At 62.4% G+C, this 14,197-nt stretch carries 16 protein-coding genes; 5 read left to right on the forward strand and 11 right to left on the reverse strand.

The features are described 5' to 3' along the window. Positions 1-28: 28 nt before the first annotated feature. The gene (locus V7660_RS04025) at positions 29-1,411 is read left to right on the forward strand and encodes a M48 family metalloprotease (RefSeq protein ID WP_335601840.1); all 1,383 of its coding nucleotides are present in this window, start codon (positions 29-31) and stop codon (positions 1,409-1,411) included. A gap of 100 nt (positions 1,412-1,511) precedes the next feature. Continuing rightward, positions 1,512-2,258: a DsbA family protein gene (locus V7660_RS04030; protein WP_335601841.1), complete on the forward strand. Its 747-nt coding sequence runs from the start codon at positions 1,512-1,514 to the stop codon at positions 2,256-2,258. 16 nt (positions 2,259-2,274) lie between these two features. On the opposite strand, the gene apaG is transcribed toward V7660_RS04030, so the two are convergent. Both apaG and metZ read right to left on the reverse strand, forming a co-directional pair. Continuing rightward, entirely contained in the window at positions 2,275-2,691 is a 417-nt protein-coding gene (apaG, locus tag V7660_RS04035; protein ID WP_335601842.1) for a Co2+/Mg2+ efflux protein ApaG, read from the reverse strand. 24 nt (positions 2,692-2,715) lie between these two features. Beyond that, positions 2,716-3,918 carry an O-succinylhomoserine sulfhydrylase gene (metZ, locus tag V7660_RS04040; protein ID WP_335601843.1) on the reverse strand — a complete coding sequence of 401 codons (1,203 nt, stop codon included), beginning with the start codon at positions 3,916-3,918 and terminating at the stop codon, positions 2,716-2,718. A gap of 65 nt (positions 3,919-3,983) precedes the next feature. Here metZ and V7660_RS04045 point away from each other — a divergent pair, with 65 nt between their 5' ends. Next, positions 3,984-5,000, forward strand: a complete 1,017-nt coding sequence (locus tag V7660_RS04045; RefSeq protein WP_335601844.1) for a 2'-deoxycytidine 5'-triphosphate deaminase — start codon at positions 3,984-3,986, stop codon at positions 4,998-5,000. An 11-nt stretch (positions 5,001-5,011) separates the two neighbouring features. Then, the gene (locus V7660_RS04050) at positions 5,012-5,614 is read left to right on the forward strand and encodes a glutathione S-transferase N-terminal domain-containing protein (RefSeq protein ID WP_335601845.1); all 603 of its coding nucleotides are present in this window, start codon (positions 5,012-5,014) and stop codon (positions 5,612-5,614) included. A gap of 2 nt (positions 5,615-5,616) precedes the next feature. On the opposite strand, the gene V7660_RS04055 is transcribed toward V7660_RS04050, so the two are convergent. From V7660_RS04055 to radA, 6 genes are all read right to left on the reverse strand, one after another. Next, entirely contained in the window at positions 5,617-6,102 is a 486-nt protein-coding gene (locus tag V7660_RS04055; protein ID WP_335601846.1) for a GNAT family N-acetyltransferase, read from the reverse strand. A gap of 32 nt (positions 6,103-6,134) precedes the next feature. Further along, the gene (locus V7660_RS04060; RefSeq protein ID WP_335601847.1) at positions 6,135-6,482 is read right to left on the reverse strand and encodes a DUF3088 domain-containing protein; all 348 of its coding nucleotides are present in this window, start codon (positions 6,480-6,482) and stop codon (positions 6,135-6,137) included. Between the two features lie 6 nt (positions 6,483-6,488). Further along, positions 6,489-7,211, reverse strand: coding sequence for an SDR family NAD(P)-dependent oxidoreductase (locus V7660_RS04065; protein WP_335601848.1), 723 nt, complete (start codon positions 7,209-7,211; stop codon positions 6,489-6,491). A gap of 146 nt (positions 7,212-7,357) precedes the next feature. After that, positions 7,358-8,809: an amidophosphoribosyltransferase gene (gene purF / locus V7660_RS04070; RefSeq protein WP_335601849.1), complete on the reverse strand. Its 1,452-nt coding sequence runs from the start codon at positions 8,807-8,809 to the stop codon at positions 7,358-7,360. 40 nt (positions 8,810-8,849) lie between these two features. Next, positions 8,850-9,395 carry a CvpA family protein gene (locus V7660_RS04075; protein ID WP_335601850.1) on the reverse strand — a complete coding sequence of 182 codons (546 nt, stop codon included), beginning with the start codon at positions 9,393-9,395 and terminating at the stop codon, positions 8,850-8,852. Next, positions 9,388-10,770 (reverse strand): DNA repair protein RadA, encoded by a 1,383-nt coding sequence (gene radA, locus V7660_RS04080; protein WP_335601851.1) that lies wholly within the window; start codon positions 10,768-10,770, stop codon positions 9,388-9,390. The genes V7660_RS04075 and radA overlap by 8 nt, the downstream gene beginning before the upstream one ends. 156 nt (positions 10,771-10,926) lie before the next feature. On the opposite strand from radA, the gene V7660_RS04085 reads away from it, so the two are divergent. Next, on the forward strand, positions 10,927-11,583 hold the full coding sequence (locus V7660_RS04085; protein WP_335601852.1) for a hypothetical protein: 657 nt from the start codon (positions 10,927-10,929) through the stop codon (positions 11,581-11,583). Here V7660_RS04085 and V7660_RS04090 read toward each other — a convergent pair. The 3 genes from V7660_RS04090 to alr are packed head-to-tail and all read right to left on the reverse strand — an operon-like array spanning position 11,580 to position 14,186. Continuing rightward, positions 11,580-12,344 carry an ABC transporter ATP-binding protein gene (locus V7660_RS04090; protein ID WP_335601853.1) on the reverse strand — a complete coding sequence of 255 codons (765 nt, stop codon included), beginning with the start codon at positions 12,342-12,344 and terminating at the stop codon, positions 11,580-11,582. The two genes, V7660_RS04085 and V7660_RS04090, sit on opposite strands and share 4 nt — an antisense overlap. Next, the gene (locus tag V7660_RS04095; RefSeq protein WP_335601854.1) at positions 12,341-13,153 is read right to left on the reverse strand and encodes an MlaE family ABC transporter permease; all 813 of its coding nucleotides are present in this window, start codon (positions 13,151-13,153) and stop codon (positions 12,341-12,343) included. Before V7660_RS04095 ends, V7660_RS04090 begins: the two co-directional genes overlap by 4 nt. Beyond that, positions 13,131-14,186: an alanine racemase gene (alr, locus tag V7660_RS04100; RefSeq protein ID WP_335601855.1), complete on the reverse strand. Its 1,056-nt coding sequence runs from the start codon at positions 14,184-14,186 to the stop codon at positions 13,131-13,133. The genes V7660_RS04095 and alr overlap by 23 nt, the downstream gene beginning before the upstream one ends. Positions 14,187-14,197: the final 11 nt, after the last annotated feature.

Here is a 14,197-nt window from a genome sequence, read left to right on the forward strand (position 1 = left end):
TAGATGCAATCAACAGGAGGCGCTTTGCATGGCGCGAAATTTCCTGAAACTGGCCGCAACCGCCGCGCTCGCCGCGATGATGGCGGCAAGTGCCACGGCCCAGAGCCTCATCCGCGATGCGGAGATCGAGGAGACCTTGCGGGAATGGACAGACCCCATTCTCGACGTGGCGGGCCTGAAGCCGAATGATGTCGGCCTGTACCTGATCAATGATCCGTCCCTGAACGCCTTCGTGGCGAACGGCCAGAACATCCATATCCATACCGGCCTGATCATCGCGGCGGATTCCTCGCTGCAGATCAAGGGCGTGATCGGGCACGAGACCTGTCACATCGCCTGTGGCCACTCGGTCAGTCGGTCGCGCGCCGCCGGGGTCGCGATGCGCCCGGCGCTGCTCTCCATCGGTCTTGGTATCCTGGCCATGGCGGCCGGAGAAGGCGGGGCCGGCGCGGCCCTGATCGGGTCGTCGCAGCAATTTGCGGCGCTGAATTTCTTCACGCACACACGGTCGGAAGAAGCGACGGCAGATGCGGCGGCGGTCGAATACCTGACGCAGCTCGGCCAGTCGCCCCGCGGCATCGTCGAATTCTTCGAGAATTTCCGCTATCAGGAAGTTCTGTCCAGCGCGCGCCGCTATCCCTATTTCCGCGCGCACCCGCTCGCCTCGGACCGGATCCGCACCGTGCGCCAGCTGGCCGAGGATTCCGGCATGATGGACACGCCGGAAACGGACCGCGAATTGCGCCAGTACCAGATGATGCGCGCCAAGCTGATCGGCTTCCTCGATACGCCGAACAAGGTGGCGCGGGAATATCCGGCCAGTGACCAGAGCCAGCCGGCCCGCTATGCCCGCTCGATCGCGGCCATGCAGGCGTCCGATATCGATCGGGCGCTGATCGAGATCAACTCCTTGCTGGAGGAGGATCCTGAGAACCCGTATTTCTGGGAGCTCAAGGGCCAGATCCTGTTTGAAAGCGGCCGGGCCGCCGAATCGGTGGAGCCGCATGCGAAATCGCTCGAATTGAAGCCGGGCCAGCCCCTGCTGCTGATCAACCTTGCCCGGTCCCTGAATGCACGGGACGAGCCGGGCGATGTCGAGGCGGCTGAAAAGGCGTTGCATGACGCGCTGATCGCTGAGCCGGACAATGCGTTCGCCTGGGCACAACTGGCCATCACCTACGAGAAGCAGGGACGCCGGGCAGATGCCCAACTGGCCACAGCCGAGTCGGCCTATGCTGTTGGGGACATTGTGCGGGCGAACCGGTTCGCGCACTTCGCCGTGCAGAGCCTTGAGCCCGGCACACCGGATTATCGCCGCGCGGATGACATCCTCCTGGTGACGGATGCCAACAATCCGGACAATCGCGACATGTATCGCCGCCGCCCGCGTTTCTCGTTCACGGTTCAATAGTTCCCGATCAACTTTGTGTCAGGCCCAATGGACGCGCGCCTATCAGGCCGTATATCTGATCTGAATCGATATTGACCTGACACGACAGGAAGCCCCTCGCATGACTTTGAGACTGACCACGATGACGGCCGCCATGGCCGCGCTCGCCCTGACCCCCGCCTGCGCCGAGAGCAAATCGGCGCCCGCCGCTGATCGCGAAGCCATGGAGCAGGTCGTGCGAGAGTACATCCTCGAGAATCCGGAAATCATCGAGGAAGCGCTGATCAAGCTGGCAGCCAAGCAGAAAGCCGACGCCTCCCAGGAAGCGCAGAAGGCCATCGCGAGCAATTTCGATGCGATCTACAATAATGAGGGTGATTATTTCATCGGCCCGGCTGATGCAGAGATCACGGTTGTGGAGTTCTTCGATTATCGCTGCGGCTGGTGCAAGCGCTCGGTCGAGTGGGTGCAGGAACTGCCGGAAGACTATGATGGCAATGTCCGGGTCGTGTTCAAGGAACTGCCGATCTTTGGCGGCATCAGCGAAACCGCTTCGCTCGCCGCGCTGGCCGCCGGCAAGCAGGGCAAGTATCGCGAGTTCCACCTCGCGCTTATGGCGATCAAGAACAATGATGATCTGACCGAAGCCAAGCTCGACGAGGTGGCCAAGGATGTGGGCATGAATGTCCAGAAGATGCGCGCCGACATGCGCTCCATCGACATCCAGCGCGAACTGTCGGAGTCCAAGCAGCTCGCCCGGGCCATCGGGGTCGAGGCGACGCCAAGCTTCCTGATCGGCAATGAATTCATCGAGGGCGCGGATCGCACCCGCCTGAACGATTTGATCAAGGCAGAGATCAAGGGTTAGCGAATAGTCGCAAGGTTCAGCTGGGCAGCGACGTTTCGTACGGGCTGTCCAGCGAGAACATCGGGATGGTCGCGATCAGTACGCGGCCATCATCGCCCTTGAGGTCATAGGTGCCGCCCATGATGCCGGACGGGGCCGCCAGGGGCGCGCCAGATGTATAGCTGAAGCGTTCGCCCGGCCCGAGGGTCGGCGTTTGGCCAATCACGCCTTCGCCTTCGACTTCCTGACGCCGCCCTTCGGCGTCCACGATGCGCCAGTGACGGCGTACGATGGTCCAGGTCTGCTCGCTCTCATTCTCCACGTCGACCGTATAGGACCACATGAAGCGGGCACGCGCCGGCTCGGATTCATCATGCATGAATTTCGGACGCACGCGAATGCGAACACCGTCGGTGATATGTTCGTACTGTGGAGGAGGAACCCGTCTGCCCATTAGATGAAATTCAATCCAATTCGTTCACACACTGTTAAGGGCGCGGGTCAAATCCATTACAAGATCGTCAGAATCTTCCAGCCCAACCGACATCCTGATCCAGCTGCGGTCAAGCCCCATCGAGGCCTGCTCCTCATCGCTGAGGGCGCGATGCGTTGTGGAGGAGGGATGACAGGCCAGCGACTTGGTGTCGCCGAGATTGTTGCAGATATCGACAAGCTCCAATGAATTCAGAAGCTTGAACGCTTCTTCCTGTCCGCCTTTCACCGAGAAGGCGATCATGGTGCCCCCGGCGTTCATCTGGCGCTTGTGGATTTCATAGTGCGGATGGTCCTCGCGATGCGGGTAACGCACGGCGGCAATCGCCGGATGATCGGCAATTATGTCGGCGAGGCGGGCTGCATTTTTTGTCTGCTGGTCGACGCGCAGTTTCAGCGTTTCGAGCCCCTTGAGCACGACCCAGGCATTGAAGGGCGAGGCGGCCGGGCCGAGATGGCGTAGCCACGGATCGTAGATTTCTTCCATCCGCGCCGAATCGCAGAGGATTGCGCCGCCCATGACGCGGCCCTGGCCGTCCATGTGCTTGGTGGTCGAGTAGACGACCACATCGGCGCCAAGCTCCAGAGGTTTCTGGAGAATCGGCGTCGCGAACACATTGTCGACCACCAGAATCGCGCCGGCAGCCTTGCAGAGCTTGGCGACCGCCTCGATGTCGACGCCGTCGAGCAGGGGGTTGGCCGGGCTCTCGATCAGGACGAGCTGGCAGCCCTTGGCGATTTCCCGCTCCCAGGCCTCGAGGTCAGCGCCGTCCACGAAGACAGTTTCGATGCCGAATTTGGGCATCTGGTTGGCGATGATCCAGCGGCAGGAGCCGAACAGGGCCGTCGCGGCCACGACGCGGTCACCTGCTTTCAGCGGCGCGAGGATCGCGGTCGAGATTGCGCCCATGCCGGACGCGGCCACGCGGCAGGTCTCGGCGTTTTCGATCAGGGCGAGTCGCTGCTGCAGCATCTCACAGGTCGGGCTGCCATAGCGGGAATAGACAAAGCCGTCTTCCTCGCCGGCCATGCGGCGCATCGCCTGTTCGGCGCTGTCATAGGAGAAGCCGGACGTCAGGTAGATCGCTTCGGAAATCTCGCCATGCTGGGAGCGCATGAGGCCGCCGCGCACCGCTTTGGTCGCAGGCTTCCAGCCCTTTTTTCCGTCGCCGCCCGGTGCATCTGCCATGACACGTTAGTCCCTTGTGTTTCCTGCAGTGCGTCTTATGCCTGAGAGGGCAAGGGGTGCAAGTGATGGCCGTCGATTCTGGTGTATTGTCTGATCATGAGATTGAAGCGCTGGTGGGCGCCGAGGCGATCCGGTCAGACCTGCCGCTGGACGAGGGCCAGGTCCAGCCGGCCAGCCTCGATCTTCGTCTGGCGGAGGATGCCTACCGGCTGAGGGCGAGCTTCCTGCCCGGCAAGGACCGCACCGTCGCCGAGATGTTGCAGGAACCGGGCATCCACATGCACCGGATCGATTTGACCAAGGAAGGCGCGGTGCTGGAGACGGGCTGCGTGTACCTGGTGCCCCTGATGGAGTCGCTGCGCCTGCCGGCGGGGATTGCGGCGCGCGCCAATCCGAAAAGCTCCACGGGGCGCATCGACGTGTTCACGCGCCTCGTGACCAATCGCTCGCGCGCCTTCGATGAAGTGCCGACCGGATATTCCGGGCCGCTCTACCTGGAAGTCAGCCCGCGCACCTTCCCGATCATGGTGCGGCCGGGTGACCGGCTGGCGCAGATCCGCTTCAAGCGGAAGAAGCCGGAGACGCTCAAGGAGAAAGTGGTCTCGATTGATCTGGAATCGGCAGGCGATCAGCCGGTCGGCTACAGGGCGAAGCATCATTCCGGGATCGTCGATTTGCGCGGGATTGGCGCGCATGAGGCGAGCCAGTTCTGGGAGCCGGTCTGGCCGCGCGACGGCCGGATTGTTCTGAACCCGGAGGAATTCTACATCCTGGTCAGCCGCGAGACGGTGAAGGTGGGCGCGATGGAGGCCGCCGAGATGGCGCCGATTGCGCCGGAGCTGGGCGAATTCCGCGCGCATTATGCGGGCTTCTTCGATCCGGGCTTCGGCACGAATACGGGCGGCAGCCGCGCCGTGCTGGAAGTACGCTCGCGGGACGTTCCCTTTATCCTCGAACATGGCCAGCCGGTCGCCAAGCTGGTCTATGAAAGCATGGCGTCCAAGCCGAAGGGCCTGTATGGCGGCAAGGGTTCGAACTATCAGGGGCAGGGCCTCAAATTATCCAAGCATTTCAAGACCTGAAGGGGCATGTCATGAAGCTCTATTATTCTGCCACGTCCCCATATGCCCGCAAGGTGCGGGTACTGATTATCGAGCAGGGCCTGCAAGATGCCGTTTCGCTGGAGCGCGCAGACCCGATGGCGGAGAATGCGGCCACACGAATCGGCAATCCGCTCAGCAAGATTCCCGCGCTGGAGCTGAAGGATGGCACGCACCTGTTCGACAGTCCGGTCATCTGCGAATATCTCGACCATGAGGCCGCCGGGGAGGCGCTTCTGCCAAAGGATGGCGACCGCCGCTGGGCTGTGCTGACGGCGCAGGCGCTCGGCGATGGCATCCTGGATGCGGCGCTCAGCCTGGTCATGGAATCCCGCCGGCCGGAAACGGAGCGCTCGGCCTTCTGGCAGGACCGCTGGACCGCAGCGATCCATCGCGGTGTGGATGAGATTGCAGAGGATGTGACGTCGGACCGCAAAGTATTCGACCTTGGGCGGATCACGTATGCCTGCGCGCTTGGCTATCTCGATTTCCGCTTGCCGGACCTCGACTGGCGCGGGCCGCACCCAAACCTCGTGACCTGGTTTGACGAGATATCAGCGCGCGAAAGCTTTGTCCTGACCACGCCGCCGGAATAGGCTTATTCGTCGAGATTGAGCCGCATCTCGGTGATGTAGGGTTTGAAGCCGGTTTTCTCATAGGCGCGGATGGCGGGGTCATTGCCGCTATAGACGGTCAGGCGGATTTCCGTCAGGCCGCGCCTGCGGGCCCAGTCGAGCAAATAGTCCGTCAGGATACGGTTCAGTCCCTTGCCGCGATGGGCCGGGTGCACGAACATGAATCCCAGAAAGGCGTGATGCTCGGAGGCGACATAGGGTTTCGAGAGGCGCTTCTCGGCATAGCCGGTCGCAATGAGCTCGCCCTCCAGCTCGATGACGGCAACTTCCGCATCTTCGGAGCGGAGACGCTCGCCCAGATCATAATAGCTGATCGGATTCGGCTTCAGCGTGTGATCGTAGGGGCGCTCGGCCGCAATGATGCCCTGCTCGCAGGCTTTCAGGGCTGGCAGATCCTTTAGCGTGGCAGACCGGGGGCGCAGGGAGGCGGGAGAAAGATAGGTGGACATGGCCAGACTTCTGCCGGACTTGGCCCGCTGCTTCAAGGATGCGGCGTGGGAATACCGTGGCGAAGGGTCAGCGCGGTCAGAATTGCATCCTTGTTGTCGATGAAATGCACGCCTTCATGCTGCTTGACGCCTTGGCATCCCTCGCCTGCATCCGACAGGATCAGCACGGGGAGGGACTGGTTGTCAGGCCCGAGACGACTGACCAGGTCCGCGCGGGGGCGAGGCCAGGCGATGCGGTGAATATCGATCTGTTCGGCAAGGCATGGCAAGGCGGCAATCAGGCCTTCCATCAGCATGCAATGCCAGCAATAGAAAATCTCGCCCGGATAGGCCGGGTCTTCAAAGGGGGGCTGAAGGAGGAAGAGGTCATCCTTCGCCATTCTGCCTTATCCCTTTGATCCGGCCAGTTCGCGATAGGCAACCAATTGGCCGGTGCGCGTCTCGTCCGGGCTGACCAGCTTGACCAGTTCGGCGGCAATCTCCTCCGGGGTCGGAAGGGTCATCGGATCCTCGCCGGGCATGGCCTCGGCGCGCATGCCGGTGCGCGTGCCACCCGGATTGAACAGGTTCGCCCGCAGTTTCATGTTCTCATTCTCATCGGCCCAGCCAATGACAAGCGCTTCCATCCCGGCCTTGGCGGCCTGGTAGGGGCCCCAGAAGGCACGCGGAGCGCGGGCCACGCTGGAGGTAACGAAGACGGCGCGCGGCGCGTCCGACTGGTGCATCCAGGGCGACAGGGCCCGGATCAGGTGGAAGTTCGACGTGAGGTTCACTGCAATGGTTTCTTCGAAGCTGCGCGGACCGCACGTCTCGACCGGGCCGAGCGTGCCGAGAATACCGGCATTGGCGACAAGGCCATCCAGCCGCCCGAAGCGTTCGCCGATCACCTTGCCGAGGGTTTCGATGCCCTTGGTATCTTTCAGGTCCATCGGCACAAGCACGGCTTCCGACCCGGCAGCGCGGATTTCATCGTCCAGCTTTTGCAATGCGGCCTTGGAGCGGGCCACCGCGACGACGATGTTCCCCTGACGGGCAAGTTCCAGCGCGGCGGCGCGGCCAATGCCACGCGAGGCGCCGGTGACAAGGATGAGGCGGGGGGTGTCAGTCATAGAGAGTATCATCCTGTCTTGTCATCCCGGCCGAAGCGTAGCGGAGAGCCGGGACCCAGTCTGAAATTGCTTCTTCGCAGCTGGATCCCGGATAAACGCGCTGCATTTTCCGGGATGACATGGCTTTTTGCCTTGAACCTTCAGACCTAGGCATCGTCCAGCAGGGAGAGCTGGCGCTCCTTGTCGGATTCGGCATGTTCATTGTCGACCAGCGGTGTCGGATAGTCGCCGGTGAAGCAATGGTCGGAGAATTGCGGCTGCATCGGGTTGCGCTGCGGCTCGCCGATGGCCGTGTAGAGACCGGGCACGGACAGGAAGCCGAGCGAGTCGACGTTCAGTTCCTCGACCATTTCCTGATGCGTATGGATGGCTGCGAACAATTCGGACTTGGCGGCCATGTCGATGCCGTAGAAATCCGGGTTCAGGATGGGCGGGCTGGCCGAGCGAAAATGGATTTCCTTGGCGCCGGCATCGCGCACCATCTGGACGATCTTCTTCGACGTGTTGCCGCGCACGATGGAATCGTCGACGAGAATGACACGCTTGCCTTCGAGCACAGCGCGGTTCGGGCTGTGCTTCTTGGAAACGGCGCTCTGGCGGCCGGTCTGGGTCGGCTGGATGAAGGTCCGGCCGACATAATGGTTCCGGATGATACCCATCTGGAAGGGAATGCCGGATTGTTCGGAAAATCCGAGCGCGGCCGGGACGCCGGAATCGGGCACGGGCACGATCACATCGGCCTCGGCCGGGGTCTCGATCCCCAGCTGGCGGCCCATGCGGCGGCGCACTTCATAGATGGAGCGGCCCTGAACGATGCTGTCCGGGCGCGCGAAATAGACATATTCGAACACGCACGGGCTGGTCGGGCGTTGCGGGGCGAAGCGGTAGGATTCAACGCCCTTGTCGCTGATGACGACGATTTCGCCATTGTCGACTTCGCGCACGAATTCCGCGCCGATAATATCCAGCGCGCAGGTCTCTGACGCCAGCACATAGGCATCGCCCAGCTTGCCAAGGATCAGCGGGCGCAGGCCGACCGGGTCGCGTGCGCCGACCAGTTTCTTGCCGGTCAGGCCGACCAGGGCATAGCCGCCCTCGATCTTCTGCAGCGCATCCACGAGACGCGCGAGGAAATTCTTGCCGGTGCTGCGCGCCACGAGGTGCAGGATGACTTCGGTGTCCATTGTGGACTGGAAGATCGCGCCATCCTTGACGAGGTCATGGCGCAGCTTGCGGGAATTGGTGAGGTTGCCATTGTGCGCGACCGCGAACCCGCCGCCGGCGAGGTCTGCGAAGATCGGTTGCACGTTCCGCAACATGGTGCGGCCCTGCGTCGAGTACCGATTGTGACCGATGGCGGCGTGGCCGGGCAGGCGCGTCCGGAGGTCACCCCCGAAATGCTCACCTACCATGCCCAAATGACGTTCCGAGGGGAATCGTTTGCCGTCAAAGGTGATCATCCCGCAGGCTTCCTGCCCGCGATGCTGGAGGGCATGCAAACCAAGCGCTGTCAGCAGGCTGGCTTCATGATTTCCAAAGATACCGAAGACGCCGCATTCCTCGCGGGGCTTGTCGTCATCATGATCGAAAAGGACCATTTGAGACGCATCTCCTGAGTAACAGTATTGCGACACGGGCCTATTGCCCTGTTTTACCCTCTGAGGGAAGGGCGGCTTGCACATCTTTTCCGACTTTCGACGCATTGTCGTTCACATAATCCGCCATTTCCGCAAGCGGCGGATAGGTCATCGAGTTCCGGATGAAGTCGGGGATGCGGCTTTCATCAAGGGCAAGATTGAGAAGCACGGCAAAGAAAACAAGGGCGATGGCGCCGCGTGCGATGCCAAAGAACAGGCCGGCAAAATGGTCGAACATGCCGATCCCGTCCGCGCCCTGGATGTTCTTGGACAGGCGCTGGCCGAACCAGGCGACCAGGACATATACGATAATGAACGCGACCACGACGAGCGCGAGGTCGCCGAGCAATGGGTCGACCCCTTCCGGCACCAGCGTGCGCACGCTGCCGGCGAAGAAACGACGGGCGTAAAACGCGGCGGCCAGGGCGGCGATGAAGGAGCCGAGCGTCGCGATTTCGCGAAGAAAGCCTCTCGCAAACGCCATGATCGCCGAGATCACGATGACCGCAACGGCGATGGCGTCAAAAGCTGTAATGGACTCAAGCATTTTGGGCGTCCGGAGCGAGAATGTGGGCGAGGTCGATAAGCCGTTTAATTGGAGTGATCGTCAAGCCATCCACTGAAGTCGGACTGCCTTCTGGCACATAGGCGTGGGTGAAACCAAGGCGCGCCGCTTCCTTCAGGCGCTGTTCCATCCGGGCCACCGGACGCACTGCGCCGGACAGCGCCACTTCGCCGAAGAACACGGTCCGGTCGGGCACCGGCGTGTCGGCAAGAGAGGTCAGCAGCGCCGCGGCCGCGCCAAGGTCGCCGGCGGGCTCGCCAATGCGATAGCCGCCTGCCACCGAGAGGTAGACATCCATGCCCGACAGGCTGATCCCGCAGCGCGCTTCCAGCACGGCGAGCAGCATGGCAAGGCGCCCGCCATCCCAGCCGACGACGCTGCGCCGGGGCGTGCCATAGGCGCTCTTGGCAACCAGCGCCTGAACTTCGGCGAGGACGGGACGTGAGCCTTCCATCGCCGCATAGACCGCCGCGCCGCCTTCGCCATCCCCATCGGTGGACAGGAACAGGGCGGACGGTTCCTTCGCCGGGGCGAGGCCGTATTGGTGCATTTCGAAAATGCCGATCTCGTCGGTCGGCCCGAACCGGTTCTTCACCGCGCGCAGGATGCGGAACTGGTGGCCGCGTTCGCCCTCGAAATAGAAGACGGCATCGACCATGTGCTCGACCACGCGCGGGCCGGCAATATTGCCTTCCTTGGTGACGTGGCCGACGAGCACGAGCGCCGCGCCGGATTTCTTCGCCCAGCGGGTCAGTTCCTGCGAACAGGCGCGGACCTGGCTGACCGAGCCGGGCGCGGCCTCAAGACTGTCGGACCACATGGTCTGGATGGAATCGATGACCACGAAATCCGGCTTGGCCGCTTTCAGCGCCGACAGGATCTTGCGGAGGTCTGTTTCGGTTGCGAGGTCGACCGGGCTTTCGGCGACCTTCAGCCGCTTGGCGCGCTCCTGGATCTGGGCGGCCGCTTCCTCGCCGGAGACATAGACCGTCTTCACACCATTGCGGGCGAGCCGCGCGGCGACCTGGAGCAGGAGCGTCGATTTGCCGATGCCGGGATCGCCGCCGATCAAGGTGGCGGAGGAGGGCACGATGCCGCCGCCGAAGACGCGGTCGAGTTCCTCCACACCCATGACGATTCGGGCAGGCGTTTCGGTCTCGGCGTTCAGGGCGACGAATTCCGTCTTGCCGGACCGCTTGGTGCCCGCCTTGGGCGCAGCGAGGCCGCCGGGCGTGCCGCCGACGGTTTCCTCAACCAGCGTATTCCACTCGCCACAGCCCGCGCATTTTCCGCTCCATTTGGAGTGAACTTCGCCACAGGATTGGCACACAAAGGCAGTCGTCGCGGTCTTGGCCATGCTTAAGAGATATGGGGGTTTGCATGGCGGGGAAAGAGGGGGATCACGGAAACGGCACCGCCCGACTGTGGCCGAAAAAGTTACGTATTCTAAACAGTTTCTACCCATGAGTGTATTGCTCCCGGCTTGGGCGCAGAGCCAGCAGGGAGATTCATCATGCTGCTTTGGATTATCATCGCCGTAATCGCGGCAATTGTTGTCCTGATTATTGTTCTCGGTCGGTTGTCGACGCAGGAAGAGATCAAGGAGATGACGGCTGGTGAAGGCACTTCCCTGATCCGCTTTGCGGCCGCCACGACCCTCTCCACCTTGCTGGAATTCATTGCCCGAGTGGACGACGATCCAGCCGATTCAGGCAGGATTGATCGGGAGCGCATCTTTCCCACGGCGCTATTGGCGGGAAGAAAAGTGTTCGGTGAGACTTTCACGGAAGAAATTCTCAAGGACGAATTGAAAGCCGTGGTCAAGAACGGCCCGGATCATCTCGCCAAGATGCAGGAGCACATGCGCTATGAGAACGCGAAGAAATTGCTCAGTGTAGAGAGCAAAGACAAGGTGATCCTGTCGTCGCTCACCGCCTTGCAGTTGAATTTCCAGGAGCCGGTGGCGGAATTGCTGCCGCTGCGCCAGTTTGCCCATGAATTCTATGGAGACCCAGTTGAAGTGGATCGCCGCATGACGGGAGCCGTGGGTGCGGTCAGCCTGACGGAGACGTCAATCGCGTTGTCGAATGCGATTCTGCACGATCTGAATGCGGCCTCAGGCCCCGCAGGATCGTCTCATTCACCGGGTCAGGAGCAGACGCACGACTAGATCGCCGGCTGGATCGGGCCTTCGGCTCGTCCGTGGACGAACTGGTCGACATATTCGTTGCCGCTATTGTCGATGATGTGGGCGGGGCCGTGCCAGATGATCTTGCCTTCATAGAGCATGGCGATGTTGTCGGCGATCTTGCGGGCCGAGGCCATGTCATGCGTGATCGAGACAGCTGCGGCGCCGAGATTGTGCACCTGTTCGAGGATCAGATCGTTGATCGCATCGGCGGTGATCGGGTCGAGGCCGGTCGTCGGCTCGTCGAAGAAGATCAGGTCCGGCTTGGAAATGATCGAGCGGGCGAGCGAGACGCGCTTCTGCATGCCGCCGGAGATTTCTGCCGGATAGAGGTCGGCCACATCCGGGCCGAGGCGGACCTTTTTCAGCGTCTCGAGGGCCTGTTCCTTGGCATCCTTGCGCCGCATCTTGTCCACCTGCAGCAGGCGGAAGCCAACATTCTCCCAGACGGTGAGAGAGTCGAACAAGGCGCCGGACTGGAACAGCATGCCGATGCGGGCGCGCATCTTCTCGCGCGTCCTGCCGGTCGCCTTGGTAACGTCCTGACCGTCAAACCAGATCGTCCCGGCCGTCGGCGTCATCAGGCCGAGCGCATTCTTCAGCATGACGGACTTGCCGGAGCCGGAGCCACCAAGAATGACGAGGCTTTCGCCCTTCTGCACCTCAAGATCGACGCCCTTGAGCACATCCTTTGGGCCGAAGGATTTCTTGACGTTGTCGAGTTTCAGGATGGGCGTGCTCACAGGCCAATCTCCACGAACAGGGTGGACATGAGGTAATTGGCCGCCAGCACCAGCACGGCGGCGCCGACCATGGAGAGCGTGGCCGCGCGGCCAACGCCGGTCGCGCCGGCTTCGGACCGGTCGCCCTGATAACAGCCCATAATGGCAATCACCGCCCCGAACACGACGGCCTTGATGAGGCCGACAATGATGTCCTCATTGGTCACGAAGTCGATCGTGTTGCGCAAATAGGTGGTGGAGTCGAAATCGAGCGCATAGACGCTGACCAGCCAGCCGCCCATGATGCCGATCACGTCGGCGACCAGGACCAGCAGCGGCAGGGCGATGATCGCAGCCAGGAAGCGCGGCGCGTAGAGATAGCGATAAGGCGACGCCGACAGCGTCTCCAGCGCATCAATCTGCTCGGTCACGCGCATCGCGCCGATCTCGGCCGAGATGCCCGCCGAGACGCGGCCCGCCAGCATCAGGCCGGTGATCGTGGCGCCAAGCTCCCGCGTGATGCCGAGCACGACGATGCTGGGCACGAATTGCTCTGCGCCATAGCGGCTGCCGCCTTCATAGATGTTGAGGGCCAGCGCCGCGCCGATGAAGACGGCTGACATGCCGACCACAGGCAGGGAATAGAAGCCGATATTGACCATCTGCCGCCAGACCTGGCCGAGATACCAGCGGGGCGTCACAGCCGCGAATTTCACCTTGGCCGCAAACAGCGACAGCCTGCCGATCTCCGCGAAGAGGCCGATCACGGCAGCGCCGATCCATTGCAGGGGATTGGGAAGCCCGCGCTTACGGGTAGACACGTTCGACACGATTGCTCAGTCCTGTAAGTAATTCATACCCTAGCGTACCTGCGCGGGCCGCCTGTTCTTCGAGTTTGGCATGCGGGCCGAGGAATTCAACGCGCGCGCCTGATTTTGCTTCAGCCTGTGCCTTTGAAACATCAATCGTGATGAGGTCCATCGAGATGCGTCCGAGCACCGGGCAGGGCGTGCCATCGAGATAGCCGATCAGCGTATTGCCGCCGGATCGCGGGATGCCGTCGGCATAGCCGAGCGCGACAGTGGCGAGAGTCGTGTTCTGCTCCAGCGTATGGGTCGCAGCATAGCCGACACTCTCACCGGCCCTGGCGGAGAAGACGCTGAGAATGCGCGCTTCCAGGGTGACCGTCGGTTCCAGCCGGACAGTCTCCGGCGGGGTTGAGCCGCCATAGAGCGCGATGCCGGGCCGGGTCAGGTCAAATGCATAGGCCTTGCCGAGATAGCATCCGGACGAGGCGGCGAGGCTGGCGGGCGTGTCGGGGAAGGCCGACGCAATCTCTGTGAACCGGTCAAGCTGGACCCGGTTGAGGGCATGGTCCGGCAGGTCACCGCACGCCAGATGGCTCATGATCAGGACAGGTTGCAGCTTGTGCAGCTCGTTGCGCCGGTGTGTCAGCACGCTGGAGGAGAGGCCCAGACGGTTCATGCCGGTATCAAAATGTAGCGCGCAGGCCCCGCGCGGCGCCCGGGCCCACAGCTCCACCTGTTCCTCGCTGGACAGGACCGGTGTCAGATCCGCTTCGCGATAGGTGCGCAGATGGCTGCCGGTCGGCCCGTTCAGGACGAAAATGCGCGGTCCGAAGCCGAGCGCCTGGCGCAATGCGGTCCCTTCTTCGAAATGGGCAACAAAGAACGTGCTGCACCCCGCCCTGGCCAGGGTGCGGGACACTTTTGCCGCGCCCAGCCCATACCCATCCGCCTTGACCACGGCGGCCGTGGTGGCGGTCGGATTCAGCCGGTCGATGGCCTGCCAATTGGCGGCAATGCTGGACAGGTGAATATGGGCGCGCGGGCGGGAACTCATGAGGGTTTCGA

Origin of the sequence: Hyphomonas sp. (assembly GCF_036964145.1) — a bacterium.
Lineage (GTDB): Bacteria > Pseudomonadota > Alphaproteobacteria > Caulobacterales > Hyphomonadaceae > Hyphomonas.